Genomic DNA, 17,984 nt, shown 5'->3' with positions numbered 1-17,984 from the left:
CCTAATATTAATTGTTAAATACTATTTTGCTAATTCAGCTTTTGCTTTTTTCAGGATCTCATCCATGTTATCCTGAGAATCACTTGGAACTTTACGAACATCAAACTTAACGCCTAACTTCTTCAGTTCTTCAAAAGTCTCAATATCTTTTTCATCTAAAGATAATACTTTGCTGACTGCTACCTTGCCAACAGAGTGAGCCATAGAACCAATGTTAAGTTCCTTAATATCTACTCCACCCTTGATTGCTGCAAGAGCATCCTGTGGTGTTTCAAATAATAACAGAGCCTTTGTATTTCCAAAACGAGTATCCTTTGCTACCTGGATCATCTTGCTTACCGGAACTACATTTGCTTTTACCCCTGGAGGCGCTGCTTCACGAATCATACTCTTACGAAGATCATCATGAGCTACTCCATCAGATACAACGATAATTCTGTTTGGTCCTGTAGTCTTTGTCCATGCTGTTGCTACCTGTCCATGGAGCAGACGGGAATCGATACGTGCAAGCACATATTTAATCTTTCCATCTCCTACTACAGTTCCTTCCGGTAATGCACCCTTTGGCTGTCCATCGGAAACCGCTGCTGCTTTTTTCTCTTCCTTTGGCTCTAAGCTTTCTGGGTAAATTCTGACACCTTCTTTTGCACTTCCTGAAATCTGTACAGCAAGTTCCTGCGCTGTATCCATCATCATACGGGAAGCATAAGCGTCAATAAGCATCGGCAGGTTAAGACCGGCAACAATCGCCCATGTATCCTCATGACCTGCAATAAGACCATTTGCCTGATTAAATGGAGTTCCACCCCATAAATCAACGAGGATTAACACCTGCTGCGGATCTTCGAAAGATGCAACTGCTTCTTCCATTTTCTTTCTCACATCATCCGGTCCTTCATTTGGCTGCAGTGTTACGGCTGCCACGTTTGGCTGTTCTCCAAAAATCATGGAAGCAGACTGCTGGATACCGGTCGCAAAATTGCCATGGGTTGCGAGAATAATTCCTACCATGTTAACTTCACATCCTTTCCTCTCCTGTTAGAAATTATTAGTTACTCTATCTCAAAATATGAAACAGCTTTTGTCTGAAAACCTCATCCGGAAGATTCTTTTCCATCTGAAGTTTTTTAATACTCTCCTCTACATTCGGATCTGCCATTGTCCGGTAAAATGTATTAAAAAGTATTGGTTTTTCCCTGAGCATTTCTGCGGATACCGCAAATAAAAACGCACAGCTTACTTTAGAATCATCCCACAAAAGCGGCTGATTCATTCTTCCGATTACCAGTCTTGTATTTTGTACCATTGCCGGATTCCCATGTGGCAGGGCAATGTAATTAAGACTTGTGGAAGACATTTCCTCTCTGCTGAGGACTGACTGCATATATTCTTCCGTCACGAAATCTTCTTCCTGCAATGGCTGTACCATTGCTCTTATAGCAGATTCCATATTTTTTTCTTCTATAGGAAGAATAATTGCTTCTAATATATTTAATTCCAATAAATGGTTTACCTGAATTTCCTTGATTCCTTCCTCAATCTTTCGCATCTCACGCTCTGAAAGAGCCATAGAAATATAAATGATTGGAAAGTCCGCTTTTAAAATGCGTTCGGTTGTCACAATGCAGTCACAATCTAAATGAGAAAGGGATTTAAATTCCTGTAAGGAATACATTCCTGTTACTTTCACACCAACAAGCTTTCTTTCGATTTTTGATCGAATTATTCTTGCTGCCGCTGCTCCAAAATGACAGACAATGATAATTTTTGTCTTTTCCCCTTCATCTTTCATTCTTTCGATTGCTGCCTGAAAATGAATGGCAAGATAGATAAGATCATTTTCCTTCATAGACAGATTATACATATCTGCGATGTAATCTGCCGCGATTGCTGCCATTTCAAATCCAAAAGGATACTGACGTTTCATCGACTTTACCATATACGCATCCGTTTCAATATCCAGATGATTTCCTCTGAGAATCGTTGTATAAATATGGGAAGACAATCCCTCAACAAGATCTTCATCATTACAAAAATCCACACTGAGCCTCTCCGCAATTCCTTTAAGGATTTCCTGAATTGGATGTCTCATTTTCTCCATAATCTGATCCTGACAGGCAATTTTTTGTTTACGAAGCGATAACAGCAGTGTATACATATAGCGCAGTTCTTCTTTTGAATCGGGCAGACCAAATTCCTGACACCAGCCAGGAATCCATTCAAACAATCCGTCAAATTCCTGCGTATTAATGAAGTCTTCCTGTATCGCAGCCGGTCTTTCTGTATTCCCGCTGTCTGCATGACGGACAAGAAACAAAATATAAAGAAAAAGCTGCTGCAGCGACTCATCGGTAAGCTGAAACCATTCTAATCCCTGAAGCTGTAAAACTGCTCCTCTCGTCCTCTCCATCTGCTTCCTCGTAAAATAATGAAACAGTGGAAAATGAAGACTGTCAAACTGCTCTAAAGCCACAATATAATCTTCCCCAAACAAATACGGAAACAGTATCTTAACGAATACTTCTCTTCTTTTATTCTGGGATGCTGCATAGCGGATGCCATAATGCCGCTGTGCCTGGATATCTTCCGGATACTTCTTCATAATCGATGCCAAATGCTTTTCTGCGTAAGACTTGCTTACCAGAAGCTCATCTGCAATTTCCTGTATTGTCAGGAAATTATCATGCAGTACCAGAAGTAAAAGGAATCTTCTTTCAAATTCCATCTCAAAGCGAGGGATGCTCACACTCATCACTTCCGCAAACTTCTCATGTCCCCTGACCATCAACTGATTACCGGAAACAAATCGGATATCCACTCCAAATTCTTTCAGCATTTCCGCCAGTTCCTTCAGTTGATTTTTCAGAGTCTTTACAGATACTCCCAGATATTCTGACATAGAATCTAGTTCGAGTACTTCATAATCTCTCAAATACTCTATCATCATCATATCCCGTCTTGTGAATCTCATGTTTACGAATCACTCCTCACTCACTAAAATTTTATCAGATCATTCAAAAATGTAAAACGCATAGTTTGACTTATTTTTGAACAAAAGATGTGCTTAACTTAAGATTTTATTTCATTTCCCTTGCAATTTCAATATAGAAACGAGTATTTTCTTTGAAAAAACAGCAAAATAGTACTCTTCTTTTTTCATTTTTTTACATTAGATAGTATAGATAGTATTCTTTTAGTATTCTTTTTTACCTGCAATTCTGCTTTTTCTTAAATGCCAGTACAATTGCTGCAGATACGGCTGTACCTAAAATTACACTTAGCAAATACAGTGACATATAATTTGTCGCTTTAAATAAAGCAACAACCAGCCCTCCATGTGGAACTGCAGAAGTTATCCCACATGCTGCCGAAAAAGCTCCGGTAACTGCTGATCCTGCAATGGTAGCTGGCAATACATGAATTGGATCGGACGCAGCAAAAGGAATCGCACCTTCACTGATTCCTATAATTCCCATAAATATCGTATAAAATCCTGCATTTTTTTCTTCCTCCGTAAACTTCTCTTTTCCGATAAGCGCCGCTATCCCCATCGATAACGGAGCTACGGCTATAGAAGTAGACACAATCCCCATAATCTGAAGATTTCCCTGGGCTATAGACGTTACTCCAAAAAAGAAAGCTACCTTATTAACAGGTCCGCCCATATCCACTCCTATCATCGCACCAAGCACGATGCCAAGTATAATTGCACTAGAAGGATTCGCCGCCAGTTGTACCAGCATGGTATTTAGTACCTCCATCATCATTGCAACGGGTTTTCCAATCGCAAAAATAAATAATGCCGATACTGTTATCACTCCTGTAAGAGGAATAATAAATATTGGCATCATCGGCTTAAATTCTTTTACTACATGCCAGCTGTTCATCCATTTCACAAGATATCCGACGAAATAGCCGACAATAATACATCCCATAAAGCCGGTCCCTGCCTTTGTTCCAAGAATCTCTTCATTCATTGCAACCATTGCTCCGATCATTGCCGGGGCAAGTGTTGCTCTTCCTGCGATAGAAAATGCAATAAAGCCCGCCAGGATCGGATACATTAATGTGAAGGCAAGTGCGCCAATCTGATGCACTTTATCCCATATCCCAAGAAAAACAACCTCTCCATCTGGTGAAGTCGTTGCTCCAAAAGATAATGATAATGATACGAGCAGACCTCCGACAACTACAAACGGAATCATATAGGATACACCATTCATAAGCTGTCCTAATATATCTGTAGATTCTTTTTTATCAGAATGTTCTATCATATTTCCGGCATTTTCAGCATCACTGTCTTTTAGGTCACACTCTTGCACAGCATCTATACCACCCATAATAAAATATTCTTCTTCTAACCGTTCAAAAATATTCTCTGTATTTTTCAATACCGGTTTAATCCTCGTTTTAAATACTTTCTTACCATTAAAACGCTCTGGCTCATCAATACTGACATCTGCTGCTATGATCACATAGTCCGCTTTTGCAATTTCTTTTCTGGTAAGTTTATTCTCTGTTCCCTGTGACCCCTGTGTTTCCACCTTAATCTCATAACCAAGCTTCGCCGCTGTCTTTTCTAACCGCTCCGCTGCCATATAGGTATGTGCTATTCCGGTCGGACACTTTGTAACTCCAACTATTTTCATACTTTTAAACTTTCTCTCTATAAATTCTCACTCAATAAATTTCACTTAGTATCTACATCTATTCTATATCTGTTTTATATCTGATTCTCTCTATATACTCTATATCGAATCTGGGATTTAAAAAACAGACAGCAGATATTCATACATTTCCTCTTCATTTCTGCACTTTCGAAAACTTTCGATAAACTCTTCATCCACAAGCTTTCTGGCAAGACGTGCAAGAAAAGAAAGGTATTTCTCCTGCCCGGTTTCCTCCGGTGCGATGATGGCAAAAGCAACACCTACCGGCTTCCCATCAAAAGCATCCCATTCTATCAGATAGCGAAATCGTATCACTGCAAGCTGTACTTTGTTCGTTTCCCTTACAAGTGCATGCGGAATTGCAATTCCGTCTCCACATCCCGTAGAATCCCATTCCTCTCTCTTCCAAAATGCCTCTTCTAACGTACTCTCATCTAGTAGCCTGTGTGTCGCACAGAGACGACTGATTATTTTTATGGCCTCCTTCTTCGTTCCTGAAGGAACTATAATATTATCAAATATCTTTTCCCTTTTTATCAGTGTATCCAATTGATGTCTTCTCATTTTTCTATTTTTTCTAATATGCAATCCTTTCTTACATTTATAATTATATATAATACTATGATGTCACGAATTACTCCGTAGCTAACGCTACTCTCGTAATTCTGAATATACTATATCATTATTTCGTCTTATTTATTGTACCAAAAGGAAAACAAAGGTAAACCCCTTCCTTACCTCTATCAACCGTTGTTTTTTGTTTGTTTTCAGGAACAATTAGTTATTTTGCTTATAATAATTGTTCTCCTATCAATGCAATATAACCCAATTTATTCATAATGCCAAGAAAAAACGAAAAAAAACGGTTATTCTTGGCAAACTCATGCATAGACATTTTTATCGAAAATTGGTATACTTAAGCCAAGATGAGTGATACGATTTCATCTCGTCTCAACTATTCAATTAAATTATCCAATAGAGCAGTCACTCCTCCTCCTTCAATAGTGACTGCTCGCAAGAACACCGTTTCCTATCAGCCATCAGAACGGTGTTTTTTTGTATCATTTTTTTCAGAAGGCAGTGAACTGAACATATAAATAATAGAAGTAGGTTACGTATGATAAGTATAGAATAGACACAAAAACAGAAATGTTTTTTGCATGTCTTTGTTATCTTTTTCATATGATGGTAAAAAGATTTTAAGACAGGACTTTTATTATGAAAGATTACATTGAATTACGTGCGATTGAAGTAGGAAGATATATTATTGATTCTAAGGCTACCGTACGAAAGACTGCTACAAAATTCGGAGTTAGTAAATCGACTGTACATAAAGATCTTACAGAACGTCTCCCACAGATCGATCATCATCTCGCTGAAGAGGTGCGTGATATTTTAGATATCAATAAATCTGAGCGGCATATACGAGGGGGTATGGCTACCCGGCAGAAATATCTGCTTTTACATCGGGTAAATTAACAGACATTTTTTATTAGCAGACATTTTCTTATAGAAAAACTTCTGTTTATTTTTGCTTTATTTCTACCGAAATTTTTAAATTCGAGCCAAACGTACGCAAGCGGCTCAATGCATAATTTCGGTCAATGTCAGCTAAAATAAACAGAAGTTTTCTCTCTTAATTATCCAATTGTTTCTGCAGGTACTCAAGCTTCTCACCTACTATATCAAAATGTCTCTGCATCGCAAAGCTTCCCGCTACAAAATCCTTCGCTACTAAAGAATCATAAATATTCCAGTGCGCTCGCCTTAACGCTTCTGCCTGTCTTGGATCTGCCATAATACGAACACGAAAATCTGAGATAAACCGATTCATCAATTCTGCGATCATTGATGAATATAATACGATCAGACGATTATGAGATGCTGCGATCAGCTTGTTATGAAACTCCATATCCAGCCTACCACTCTCTTTTGGATCTTCAACCTCATCCATCTTTATTAAAATCTGATGAAGCTGTTCAATTTCCTCTTCTGTTGCATTTTTAATCGCTAACCGTAACGCTACGGTTTCATATCCCATACGGATATCATATACTTCTGTATACTCAATCTTATGAAGCGCCATGACCATATTCATGAACTGTACCATATATCCCTGCGGTTCACAGCGGATATAGTTCCCGCTTCCCTGACGACAATCAAGCAGTCCGTTAATTTCTAACATATGCATTACTTCACGAATGGAATTACGACTTACATCCAGCTTCTCTGCAATTTCTCTTTCTGGTAAAATCTTGTCATTTATCTTTAATTCACCAGACAAAATCTGCTCAGAAAAATAATCAAATACATATTGGTATGTCTTTTTATTCTTCATTTTGTAGGTTTTAAAATCTGTAAATTCATTCATTTTTTTGTCGCCTCCCCGTCACATTTTCTGTTAGATTTTTATCATTCTTTATTTCTAAAAGTTTATTTTATAAGATTCCTGCTTTTTTTGCAAGTGCAAAATATTAACAACACAAGGGAAAATATTTATACTAAAAAAAATGGCGGACCTGCTGCTCATTTGCAGGTCCGCCTACAAAATGCGAAAAATGAATTTCACATTAAGCAAACATGTTTGACTATTAATTTTCTGGTTTTTTTACCATAACGGAAACTCCATCCGGAATAATTGAAATATGGGCATCTTTTCCCTTTTCTTTTATTGCCATCTCAAGAGCTTCGTTTACATCATTTGCAACAGCAAATCCCATCTCCTGTGCCATCTTACGATTTTCTTCGCACATAACATAGATGACTTTGTGCTGCATTAAGATACGACATTGTATCTGATATTCCCACTGATCTGGTTTTGTCTGATCCTGTGGAACTTTTAAGATTTCTTCCATAAGGTCTGCCGGACTGGAGCAGTTTTTCAAAGCTTCATAGAAACCTTCTCCTCCATGTCCGTCACCACAATTGGAAACCATGATAAGAATACCATCATCTTTGGCTGCTGCCTCTGCGGCAGTCATTCCTTTTACGGACTGATACATATTCTGGTCAAGCGGGTATCCGCCGTTGGTTGAAATAGCGATGTCTGCGGCTTTTTTAGGAACTACCTGACAATAATCCTTCAGGAATTTGCATCCTGCGGCATGGGCTTCTATCGCATCGCCTGCAACGGCGTGTACCACTTTTTTATCTGCGTCAATAATTACATTAACAATATATTTCTGATGTGCCATTTTACTGGCAGCTACCATATCTTTATGAATCGGATTTCCTTCTAAAATTCCAGTTCTGCTATATGGAGAATCAATAAATTTAGAACAGTGATTTCCAAGCACTGTGACTTTACTAGATACTCCCGGAAGGATGCTCTTTCTTCCTCCGGAGAAACCTGCAAAGAAATGTGTTTCAATGAATCCCTCACTTACAAGAAGATCTGCATTTGCTGCAACCTTGTTAATCAAAAGAGGGGCCCCAGATGGCAAAGTTCCTATGTTCTCCATTGCGTCCATATCCTGGCTGTCATGAATAACAATATGTTCATGATCTACGATTTCTTCTCCAAACTTACCAACTAACTCTTCTCTCGTTGTTGCTCTGTGAAATCCTGTAGCAATTAAAAGGGTGATCTTTGCATCCGGATTACCTTCTCTGATTTCCTTTAACATAAAGGGAATAATATGTTTACTTGGAACAGGTCTGGTGTGGTCGGAACAAATGATTACTACATTTTCTTTTCCTTTTGCAAGCTCAGAAAGCTTTGGAGAACCAATCGGATGTGCCATTGCATCAAGAACGATCTCATCTTCTGTCTTATCGCTCTTTGGCATGGACTCGATGGACGAGGATAAAACCTCGTAGTCCATCGAATCGTCAAGATGCAGCATCATACCGGTAGTTGAAAAAGGTAATTTCATATCCATGCTGCTCAACTCCTTATTTAACACCCATCCATCCAGAGATAACCATCATCTGTACTTCAGAAGTACCTTCATAAATTTCTGTAATCTTAGCATCACGCATCATTCTCTCGATTGGATAATCTTTTGTATATCCATATCCACCGTATAACTGTAAGCAGCGTGTTGTTACATCCATAGCGTTTCTTGCTGCTACAAGTTTTGCCATAGCTGCTTTATGTGAGAATGGTTCATGATCATCTTTTGCACATGCTGCCTGATATACAAGAAGCTTAGCTGCTTCTGTCTGTGCACGCATCTGTGCCATTTCAAACTGTGTATTCTGGAACTGAGAAATTCTTCTTCCGAACTGTTTTCTCTCTGTGATGTACTTTGTTGTTTCCTCTAATGCACCTTCTGCAATACCAAGTGCCTGTGCTGCAATACCAACACGTCCACCATCTAATGTCATCATTGCATATTTGAAACCTTTTCCAAGTTCACCAACAAGGTTTTCCTTAGGAACGATACAGTCTTCAAAAATAAGTTCACATGTAGAAGAAGCACGAATACCTAATTTATCTTCATGTTTTCCGATAGAGAATCCTTTGTATCCTTTTTCTACGATAAATGCGGAGATACCTTTTGTTCCCTGAGATTTATCTGTCATAGCAAGTACGAAGAATACATTTGCTGCTCCTGCATTTGTAATAAAAATCTTAGATCCGTTTAATACCCAGTGGTCACCAGCATCTACTGCAACTGTCTGCTGGCCTGATGCATCTGTACCAGCGTTAGGTTCTGTTAATGCGAAAGCACCAATCCATTCACCTGAACATAATTTAGGAAGATATTTCTTTTTCTGTTCTTCGGAACCAAACTGATAAATAGGTGTTGCACATAAGGATGTATGAGCGGAAAGAATAACACCTGTAGATGCACAGTATTTACTTAATTCTTCTACTGTCTGGATATATGCTAATGTATCCATTCCAGCTCCGCCGTACTCTTCTGGGAAAGGAATTCCCATCAGTCCCATTTCAGCCATCATTTTGACATTCTTCATTGGGAACTCTTCTGTTCTGTCGATTTCAGCAGCTAAAGGTTTTACTTCGTTTACTGCAAAGTCATGCACCATTTCTAATATATCCTGATGTTCCTCGTCCTGTCTAAAATTCATAACTATTTCCTCCTGTCCGGTCATTTTTAACACATTGTTTTTTAATTTTGAATTTAAAATATTGAATTTAAAATAATACCACAATAAATATTATTGCTGTTATAATTGCTTGTTTGATTTTTTTTTAACAATTTGCCTGTGACTTCATTCACAATACTATTATCTGACGGCTATTTCATTTTATATCGTACTAGAAATCTCTGTCTGATTAATATATTGCTTTTATATGTTCAGGTCTGACCTTCCGTTAAAGGAAGGTCGGCCATTGACAAACTTTTTAATATTTTTTTCTATATATGCTATCAAGCTTTAAGCTTTCTGTGCTTTGAATGCTTCTGTTAACGCTGGAACTACTTCATTTAAGTTTCCAACGATTCCGTAATCTGCTACATCAAAGATTGGAGCATCTGGGTCCTTATTGATTGCTACAATCGTATCAGCACCGGAAATACCTGCTACATGCTGAATCGCACCGGAAATACCTATTGCGAAATATAACTTCGGAGCAACTGTTTTACCAGACTGTCCTACTTGATGTGCATGTGGCATCCAACCTGCATCTACTACTGCACGGCTGCATCCAACAGTTGCGCCAAGTACATCGGCAAGATCCTGTAATAACTGGAAGTTTTCCTGAGAACCAACTCCACGTCCACCAGAAACAATAATCTCTGCTTCTTCAAGGTTGATAGATTCAGCAACTTCTTTTACTCTCTCTATGAGGGTTGTACGAATTTCATCTGCTGCTACCGTAATCTCTTCTTTTACGATCTCACCTGTTTTTGCTTCATCATAAGCACCTTTTTTAAATACTGCAGGACGAACAGTACCCATCTGAGGGCGGTTTTCTGGACACATGATTGTTGCCATCAGGTTTCCACCAAATGTAGGACGTGTCCATGCAACATTTCCTGTCTCTTCATCGATTGCGATTGCTGTACAGTCTGCAGTAAGACCTGTTTTTAATCTACAAGAAACTCTAGGTCCTAAATCACGACCATTGTTTGTCGCACCAATCATTAATGTTTCTGGTTTATATTTTTCTACTAATGCAACAAGTGCTTTTGCAAAAGCATCTGTTGTATAGTATTCATATTCTGGTCCATCAACGATAATTGCGGAATCTGCACCATAGCAGATGGCATCTTTTGCAACACCTTCAATGTCTTTACCAATAACAACTGCGATCAATTCACAGCCTTTTTCCTGTGCGAGTGGTTTTGCTGCGTTGATCAATTCAAAACCAACATTTTTTGGCTTACCACATTCTGTTTCAATAAAAACCCAAATATTTTTATAATCTGCAAGATTCATTCTTCAGTCCTCCTTACAAAATTTTTGCGTCGTAAATTAATTTAACAACCTGTTTTGCTGCATCTTCTGCTTCAATATCCTGAAGTTTTACACCATTCTTTTCTGTTACCGGTGTATATGTCTTCTTTACTTTTGTTGGAGAACCACTTAATCCGCAACGCTCCAGATTGATTGCAGGAATGTCTTCTTCTGTAAGAACAGGAATCTCTTTTTTCTTTGCAGCCATTTTGCTCTTGATGGTTGGGTATCTAGGTTCGTAAGGAAGTCTAACTACTGTAACTACTGCTGGAAGCTGTGTAGAAATCATATCGTAACCTTCATCACATTCACGTTTTACCTGGATATCTCCGTCTTTTTCAATGATGTCTAATGCATATGTAATCTGTGGAAGTCCAAGATGTTCTGCGATTTCCGGTCCAACCTGTGCGGTATCACCGTCAACTGCCTGTTTACCACAGAGAATTAAATCAAATTTTAATCCTTCTTTTTCCTCTACTGCCTTGATTGCTTCAGAGAGGATATAGCTTGTTGCTAATGTATCCGATCCGCCGAACTTTCTGCTGGAAATAAGATATCCTGCGTCAGCTCCTACAGAAAGACAGGTTTTAATTGCTTCTTTAGCCTGTTCTGGTCCCATGGAAATAACAACTACTTTGCCGCCTAATTTTTCTTTTAAGCGGACACCTACTTCCTGTGCATAGGTATCAAAAGGATTTACAATACTTGGAACTCCCTTTCTTACCAGTGTATGTGTAACTGGATCTACCTTAATCTCATTAGTATCAGGTACTTGTTTGATACAAACACAAATATTCATTCTTCTTCCTCCTTAATATTACAGACGGTAGCAAACTTTGCCTGGATTTAAAATCATCTTAGGGTCAAATACTCTCTTGATGCCTTCCATAATTGCCATGTTTGTTTCTCCAACAGAATCAACAAGATATTTTACTTTACCTGAGCCAATTCCATGTTCACCGGAAACAAGACCGCCGCAATTTGTTGCTTCTTTATAAATAATGTCAAAGAATTTATCTACTCTCTTCTTAAACTCTTCTTCTTCCAGATCATTGGAGCACTGATAAATATGAAGGTTTCCATCTCCGGCATGTCCGAAGGATTTGATAACAAGACCACATTCTTCTCCGGTCTTATTTACAAATGTAAGGTATTCTGCAATCTTATTAACAGGTACAACTACGTCACACTCGTCAAGAAGCTTTGTCTCTTCCATGATAGCCTCTAAGAAAGAAGAACGTGCTGCCCATGCATCTTTCATCTTAGCAGATGTATCTGCTACTAATACATCAATTGCTCCCGCTTCTAATACAAGCTCTGCAGCCTGCTCGATCAATGCATCTACTTCATCCTCACTGTTACCATCTAATGTAACAAGAAGATATGCACCAATCTGAATTCCGTCCATTTCCTGTGGGAATACAGACTTTCCAACATAACGTTCGGAAGCAAGTACGATTTCTCTCTCCATGAACTCAATCGCCTGTGGATTCATATGAGCCATTTTAAATTTAGGTACGGTTGCAAGTGCTGTCTCTAAGTCTTCATAAGGGATAATTAAAGATGCAACAGCTTTTGGTGCTGGGATAATCTTTAATGTCAACTCTGTGATAATACCAAGTGTTCCTTCAGAACCAATCATAAGATTTAATAAGGAATAACCTGAAGATGTTTTGGAAACAGTTGCTCCAAGATGTGTAATCTCACCAGTTGGCAATACAACGGTCATTGCTCTTACGTAATCACGTGTTGCTCCATATTTAACAGCTCTCATACCACCTGCATTTGTTGCTACGTTACCACCAACACATGCAAACTTTTCACCTGGATCTGGTGGATATAACATTCCTTTTGACTGACAATCCTCTGCCAAATCATTTAACAGAACACCGGCTTCAATTTCAACAACGAAGTTTTCCATATCGTAGGATTTAATCTTATTCATCTTTGAGATATCAATTAAAACACCACCATATAATGGAACTGCTCCACCAGCAAGACCTGTACCAGCTCCTCTAGGCGTTACAGGAATATTATTCTCATAACAAATCTTCATTACTGCTGCAACTTCTTCTGTAGAACGTGGCTGTACTGCTAAATCTGGCATATGCGTACCATAAATCGGCATCTCGTCCTTCGCATAGTCCGGATTAATCTCTTCTCCCATGAAGACATTATTGGAAACTTTTTTAATTTCTTCGATAATTTCCGGTGTCAACTGATTGTACATATTTCTACCTCCTAATCATTTCCTCTTTATATAAAAAATAATAAAGTTCTTTAAAAATTTCTTTAACTTAATACATCGGTTAGAATCCTGCCATAGAACCTGCATAACAGATAATTCCGGCAATAACTACATAAATCACAAAATACTTAAATACTTTTCTTAATATCTCACTTTCAGAACCAACTGCACCAATCGCACCGGCCCCAATCGCAATACCCTGTGGACAGATCATCTTTCCAATGCCGGCTCCCATAACATTTGCCGCTGCCATCCATGAAGGATTCAGTCCAAGAGAGAGCGCTGTCTGGCTTTGTAATCCACCAAATAATACACAGGTAGATGTTCCGGAACCTGTAACAAATGCTCCAAGTGCTCCAACCAATGGGGAAATCAATGGATAGAACGGACCTGCTACAACAACTAATGCTGCTGCAATATCAGAAATCATTCCGCTGTATCCCATAATCTTTGCTGTTGCCATAACGCAACAGATCGTAAGAATCGTCTTCCAGTATTTTTTCAGAGTTTCTACAAGAACTTTTCCCATTGTTCCAAAAGAAGCTCCCTGAATCAGTCCACCGATAATTGCGGCGATGAAAATCATAACACCTGGTGTATTAATCCAGCTAAAGGAAAGAGAACCAGGATTCTCTCCCGCATACACAGTAACTGTCGTCTTTATATCGGCAATCAGATTATGAATTGGCGGACATAACGTTGAAGTAAACATCAAAAGTAAAAAGATTAAAATAAATGGGCTCCAGGCTTTTACACCTTCCGAAGCAGTAAATCCACTGCTTTCTTCTTCACCAGATAATGCTACTCTGTATTCTTCTTCCGGATTCTTATTTAAAAATCTTGCTGCCACAACCATACAGATCATAGAAATAATCGATCCGATGATATTCGGAAGCTCACATCCAATTACCTGAGCAGCAATAAACCATGGTACAGTAAATGAAAGAGAAGCAATTAAAATCATTGGCAATACACTCTTTATTGCTTTGAATCCCTTTCCAACGATAAATACCATAAAGAACGGTGACAAGAATGTAAGAATTACCTGAATCAATGCAACATTTCCTGACAACTGTAAAACATCAAGATTTGTTACGGATGCAAGTGTTACTGTCGGAACTCCAACAGAACCAAATGCTGTCGGTGTGGAGTTAACAACCAAACAAGCAATAACCGAAAGAATCGGATTAATACCAATCGCTGCCAACATCGATGCCGGAATCGCTACCGCTGTTCCGAATCCAGCCATACCTTCCATGAAATTACCGAACCCCCATCCGATAATTAAAAGTAACACTCTCTGGTCAACGGAAACACTGGCTAGCATCTTTTTAATCAACTCCATCGCCCCGGTTTCCAACGTCAGATTATATGTAAACAATGCCGCTACAATAACCAGACAGATTGGCCACAATGCATTAAGCACGCCCTCAAGTCCTGCTGTCGCAGTACATACGAGACTCAACTTCCAGTAACCTGCTGCTAATACTGCCGTAATCACCAATGCGATTAAACAAGCTTTATGACCTGCAATTTTTAGTACACTCAACGCGATTATCAGCCATAAAATGGGCAGTATTGCTAAAAAAAACTTCAAAAACAACGATACAGCACCTCCTCTGCATACCCTCTAATGGGTCACCCAATGTTTATGTTTGTATTATACCACTTGACTAAAATAATGCAATACTTTTTATTTTTTTCGGCATTATAACATATATAGACAATATGTTTTTGGTGAAAATTTCAATATTGGGCATTACAATCTATACAACTTCAACAATGGGTCACCCATTTTAAATACACATTGCACAATAGATTACTCTCTAGATGCATTTTTTACCTCTTTTTTAGGCTTTTTGCATCTTTTATTCTACATTCGCAAAATGAATGATATTTTTTTGTTATTCTAATATGATGCCCCCATCCTTTTTTCAGACGAAACATACACAAAGCATTCCTTATATTCAACTTCAAATTGCTAATCTAGCATGGATGAGATATAATTTTTATATGACACCAGGGTCCCAAAGTCAAACGCCTTATCGTGCAAGCACGAACGGTGTTTTGACTTTTGGGCCCGCAGAACATGAGATTGTAATAAAATAAAATGTACTCTCGGAATCTTTTTGTGCTTGATTTTGTGAGAAGATTTTTTGTCAGTTGTGCCCAAATTTTTGAGGCGTACGCGGTGCGTACGTTAATGAAATTCGGGTACAACTGGCGGGAAATCAGCCACAAAAGCAAGTGCAAGAAAGACTCCGAGAGTACATTAAACAGACCAGGAGGTTTTTTATGAATTTTCGTGCTAAAACGGTACAAGAATCTATTGTAGAAACTGTACACATCATCCGTCCATCTGATCTCAATGATGCAGGCCGCCTTTTTGGAGGCGTTCTGATGCAGTGGATTGATGAAGTTGCCGCACTCGTGGCAAAACGGCATTCCCAGATGAATGTCACTACCGCTTCTGTTGATAATCTTCAATTCTTACATGGTGCTTTTCAGCGAGATGTCATTGTCATCATTGGAAAAGTCACACATGTTGGACATACTTCCATGGAAGTTAAGGTAGAGACTTATGTAGAAAATACAGATGGAAAAAGAGCATTGATCAATCGCGCTTTTCTAACTCTAATCGGTCTCGGACCAGATAACCGCCCTGCCATTCTCCCTCGCCTTATCTTAAAATCCGAAGAAGACAGAAAAGAATGGGAACGAGCAGAAATCAGACGGTCACTTCGCAGAAAACAACGAGAAGAAGGATTTCACTTCTACGGAGAATAACTATTTCATTTATTAGGGGAAACAGACGAAAATAAAAAGAATAGACCATAACAAATGTAAAGATATCACTGCGTAGAAAATGCCTGTTCGGCATTTTTACTTGCTCTCACATTACATTTGTTATGGTCTATTCTTTTTATTTTCTGCTTGTTGGCACCACATGGAATGAATTCAATAGTTTTGGGAGGAATTAAGGGGGAGAGGTCAGAAGTCTACTGCTTACTCGGAAGGATATCTCGTCCGAAGAGAAAAAATGATATATTGCGACAATATAATGATAAATTTATCATGTAAAGTAATAGCTTGCGGCATCATCTTATCATCAGTGAAACTTGAAAAAAAGGTTCAGCATAGTGAAAATAACATCAGAATAAGCCACAACCTTCTGTCCCCTTCCCCATCTTTCTCCAAAGACTATTGCATTCATTCCTTCTGGAGCCAAAACACAGAAAAAAGAAATAATACCATATCCCCGATGTGGCTTCGGAGCAAGCAGTAGTCTTCTGACCTCTCCCCCTTATCTCTCCCAAAGACTATTGCATTCATTCCTTCTGGAGCCAAAACACAGAAAAAAGAAATAATGCCATACCCCAGATGCGGCTTCGGAGCGTGTTTAAGATGCGGTTGAGCATCTTAAACACAGCGACTACAGAGCAGATGGGATATGGCATTATTTCTTTTTTCGTCTGTTTTCTTCTTAATGAATAAAATAGTTAACTACCTTCTTTTTCCTGTGGAATGTCTTATTATTAATTGAGTTTCATATTCTAAACGCATGATTGGACGTTTCTTTTCTTTTTTATCGTCTTTTTGTTCCATGCGGGTTCTCTGATTTCTAAGCATAGATACCGCATAGGCTCCTTTTTCTCCAATACAATGATCGATCGTTGTAAGAGAAATTCCTGAGAAAGAAGCTACAAGTGTGTTATCAAATCCACATACAGAAAAGTCTTCTGGTATGCGGTATCCGAGGCTCGTGATTGCATCCATAATCCCAATTGCCACAAAGTCGTTCGTCCCAACAAAGGCTGTGATATTCTCCAGTTCTGCATTTGTTTCTTCTTTCTTTTTTAAGATATCTTCTCTTTTTTTGAAATATTTTCTTGTCAGGCCATATCCGGTGTCATAATGCTTATTTCCTGTAATCGTTTCCTGTTCTTCTCTTTTCCCTGAAATGACATGGATGAAAGAAGAATCCAGTCCCTGTCTCTCATACTCTTCCTGCATTCCTTCTAAACGCCTGCGTCTTGGCACTTCTATGGACGATAGCGGGGTGGTCATGTAACCGATGTCACGATGACCGAGTTCTAAAAGATGTGCTGCAATCAGCCGGCCAGACTTTTTACTGTCAAGTTCTAGTAATTCCATCTTTAAATCTGGATTGTGGTCATTGATCAGGACTAATGGAAGCTTTTCATATAAATGATTTAAAGAAGATACCGCTCTTGGCGCATACGTGTAGATAATCCCATAAAATCCGGTATCTGATGCCATATTAAGGTAATATTCTTCCCTTTCTTTTGAACGATTCGTATAGGCTATCAGCGTATACAACCCATGTTCCTGTGCTTCCTGCGTAATAAACTGAATCAATGTTGTATAATACTGTGTTGCCAGAGAAGGACACATGATCATAATCGTATCGTTTGTCCCTGTCTTTTTCTTTTTGGCTCTGCCCCTATATTCGTACCCCATCTCTTTTGCCGTTCGTTTTACCCGTTCAATTGTCTCTGGGGCAAAATGAATATCTTCCCGACCGCTTAATATCATCGAAACTGCTGACTGAGATACAAAGCATGCTTTTGCAATATCTCTTGTTGTAGTACGTTTCTTTCCGTTCATTCTACATTTCCTCTAAAATTTATTTTAATTAAACCAAATTGACTTTCTACCCTGTATTTCTCTTCATA

The 17,984-nt window shown here is 38.7% G+C and carries 14 protein-coding genes; 2 read left to right on the top strand and 12 right to left on the bottom strand.

The genetic code is table 11. From position 1 onward, the window contains the following. Window positions 1–21: 21 nt before the first annotated feature. The 4 genes from EHLA_RS04925 to EHLA_RS04910 all read right to left on the bottom strand — a co-directional run bounded on the left by EHLA_RS04925 (window position 22) and on the right by EHLA_RS04910 (window position 5,219). Complete coding sequence (locus EHLA_RS04925; protein ID WP_096239530.1) at window positions 22–1,011, bottom strand: mannose/fructose/sorbose PTS transporter subunit IIB; 990 nt, start codon at window positions 1,009–1,011, stop codon at window positions 22–24. A 46-nt stretch (window positions 1,012–1,057) separates the two neighbouring features. Further along, on the bottom strand, window positions 1,058–2,971 hold the full coding sequence (locus EHLA_RS04920) for a BglG family transcription antiterminator (RefSeq protein ID WP_096239529.1): 1,914 nt from the start codon (window positions 2,969–2,971) through the stop codon (window positions 1,058–1,060). A gap of 235 nt (window positions 2,972–3,206) precedes the next feature. After that, on the bottom strand, window positions 3,207–4,649 hold the full coding sequence (locus EHLA_RS04915; RefSeq protein ID WP_096239528.1) for a PTS fructose transporter subunit IIC: 1,443 nt from the start codon (window positions 4,647–4,649) through the stop codon (window positions 3,207–3,209). Window positions 4,650–4,766: 117 nt separating this feature from the next. Further along, window positions 4,767–5,219, bottom strand: coding sequence for a PTS sugar transporter subunit IIA (locus EHLA_RS04910; protein WP_021907157.1), 453 nt, complete (start codon window positions 5,217–5,219; stop codon window positions 4,767–4,769). Between the two features lie 669 nt (window positions 5,220–5,888). Between EHLA_RS04910 and spoIIID the strand changes: the two genes are divergently transcribed. Then, the gene (gene spoIIID, locus EHLA_RS04905) at window positions 5,889–6,149 is read left to right on the top strand and encodes a sporulation transcriptional regulator SpoIIID (RefSeq protein ID WP_021907156.1); all 261 of its coding nucleotides are present in this window, start codon (window positions 5,889–5,891) and stop codon (window positions 6,147–6,149) included. A 157-nt stretch (window positions 6,150–6,306) separates the two neighbouring features. Here the strand turns inward: spoIIID and EHLA_RS04900 are convergent, their stop codons facing one another. The 7 genes from EHLA_RS04900 to EHLA_RS04870 form a co-directional block, all read right to left on the bottom strand. Then, window positions 6,307–7,041 carry a FadR/GntR family transcriptional regulator gene (locus EHLA_RS04900; protein ID WP_096239526.1) on the bottom strand — a complete coding sequence of 245 codons (735 nt, stop codon included), beginning with the start codon at window positions 7,039–7,041 and terminating at the stop codon, window positions 6,307–6,309. Between the two features lie 220 nt (window positions 7,042–7,261). Further along, the gene (gene larA, locus EHLA_RS04895; protein WP_096239525.1) at window positions 7,262–8,551 is read right to left on the bottom strand and encodes a nickel-dependent lactate racemase; all 1,290 of its coding nucleotides are present in this window, start codon (window positions 8,549–8,551) and stop codon (window positions 7,262–7,264) included. 13 nt (window positions 8,552–8,564) lie between these two features. Then, complete coding sequence (locus EHLA_RS04890; protein ID WP_021907153.1) at window positions 8,565–9,707, bottom strand: acyl-CoA dehydrogenase; 1,143 nt, start codon at window positions 9,705–9,707, stop codon at window positions 8,565–8,567. Window positions 9,708–10,016: 309 nt separating this feature from the next. Then, window positions 10,017–11,021, bottom strand: coding sequence for an electron transfer flavoprotein subunit alpha/FixB family protein (locus EHLA_RS04885; RefSeq protein ID WP_021907152.1), 1,005 nt, complete (start codon window positions 11,019–11,021; stop codon window positions 10,017–10,019). A 13-nt stretch (window positions 11,022–11,034) separates the two neighbouring features. Further along, the gene (locus tag EHLA_RS04880) at window positions 11,035–11,838 is read right to left on the bottom strand and encodes an electron transfer flavoprotein subunit beta/FixA family protein (protein ID WP_021907151.1); all 804 of its coding nucleotides are present in this window, start codon (window positions 11,836–11,838) and stop codon (window positions 11,035–11,037) included. 18 nt (window positions 11,839–11,856) lie between these two features. Beyond that, entirely contained in the window at window positions 11,857–13,269 is a 1,413-nt protein-coding gene (locus EHLA_RS04875; RefSeq protein WP_096239524.1) for an FAD-binding oxidoreductase, read from the bottom strand. Between the two features lie 79 nt (window positions 13,270–13,348). Beyond that, the gene (locus tag EHLA_RS04870) at window positions 13,349–14,890 is read right to left on the bottom strand and encodes an L-lactate permease (protein ID WP_096239523.1); all 1,542 of its coding nucleotides are present in this window, start codon (window positions 14,888–14,890) and stop codon (window positions 13,349–13,351) included. 692 nt (window positions 14,891–15,582) lie between these two features. Here EHLA_RS04870 and EHLA_RS04860 point away from each other — a divergent pair. After that, window positions 15,583–16,074 carry an acyl-CoA thioesterase gene (locus tag EHLA_RS04860; protein WP_021907148.1) on the top strand — a complete coding sequence of 164 codons (492 nt, stop codon included), beginning with the start codon at window positions 15,583–15,585 and terminating at the stop codon, window positions 16,072–16,074. Between the two features lie 717 nt (window positions 16,075–16,791). Here the strand turns inward: EHLA_RS04860 and EHLA_RS04855 are convergent. Next, the gene (locus EHLA_RS04855) at window positions 16,792–17,916 is read right to left on the bottom strand and encodes a LacI family DNA-binding transcriptional regulator (protein WP_096239521.1); all 1,125 of its coding nucleotides are present in this window, start codon (window positions 17,914–17,916) and stop codon (window positions 16,792–16,794) included. Between the last annotated feature and the right edge of the window lie 68 nt (window positions 17,917–17,984).

Source organism: Anaerobutyricum hallii (assembly GCF_900209925.1).
Classification (GTDB): Bacteria; Bacillota; Clostridia; order Lachnospirales; family Lachnospiraceae; genus Anaerobutyricum; species Anaerobutyricum soehngenii.
Note: the sequence above shows the minus strand (reverse complement) of the source record. Positions and strands in the feature narration are given on the sequence as shown.

Excerpts from the sequence above, each read along its gene's own strand:
- EHLA_RS04880 (WP_021907151.1), bottom strand. The coding sequence starts at position 11,838 with ATGAATATTTGTGTTTGTATCAAACAAGTACCTGATACTAATGAGATT.
- EHLA_RS04900 (WP_096239526.1), bottom strand. The coding sequence starts at position 7,041 with ATGAATGAATTTACAGATTTTAAAACCTACAAAATGAAGAATAAAAAG.
- EHLA_RS04855 (WP_096239521.1), bottom strand. The coding sequence starts at position 17,916 with ATGAACGGAAAGAAACGTACTACAACAAGAGATATTGCAAAAGCATGC.
- EHLA_RS04920 (WP_096239529.1), bottom strand. The coding sequence starts at position 2,971 with ATGAGATTCACAAGACGGGATATGATGATGATAGAGTATTTGAGAGAT.
- EHLA_RS04885 (WP_021907152.1), bottom strand. The coding sequence starts at position 11,021 with ATGAATCTTGCAGATTATAAAAATATTTGGGTTTTTATTGAAACAGAA.
- larA (WP_096239525.1), bottom strand. The coding sequence starts at position 8,551 with ATGGATATGAAATTACCTTTTTCAACTACCGGTATGATGCTGCATCTT.
- EHLA_RS04890 (WP_021907153.1), bottom strand. The coding sequence starts at position 9,707 with ATGAATTTTAGACAGGACGAGGAACATCAGGATATATTAGAAATGGTG.
- EHLA_RS04875 (WP_096239524.1), bottom strand. The coding sequence starts at position 13,269 with ATGTACAATCAGTTGACACCGGAAATTATCGAAGAAATTAAAAAAGTT.
- EHLA_RS04915 (WP_096239528.1), bottom strand. The coding sequence starts at position 4,649 with ATGAAAATAGTTGGAGTTACAAAGTGTCCGACCGGAATAGCACATACC.
- spoIIID (WP_021907156.1), top strand. The coding sequence starts at position 5,889 with ATGAAAGATTACATTGAATTACGTGCGATTGAAGTAGGAAGATATATT.
- EHLA_RS04925 (WP_096239530.1), bottom strand. The coding sequence starts at position 1,011 with ATGGTAGGAATTATTCTCGCAACCCATGGCAATTTTGCGACCGGTATC.
- EHLA_RS04860 (WP_021907148.1), top strand. The coding sequence starts at position 15,583 with ATGAATTTTCGTGCTAAAACGGTACAAGAATCTATTGTAGAAACTGTA.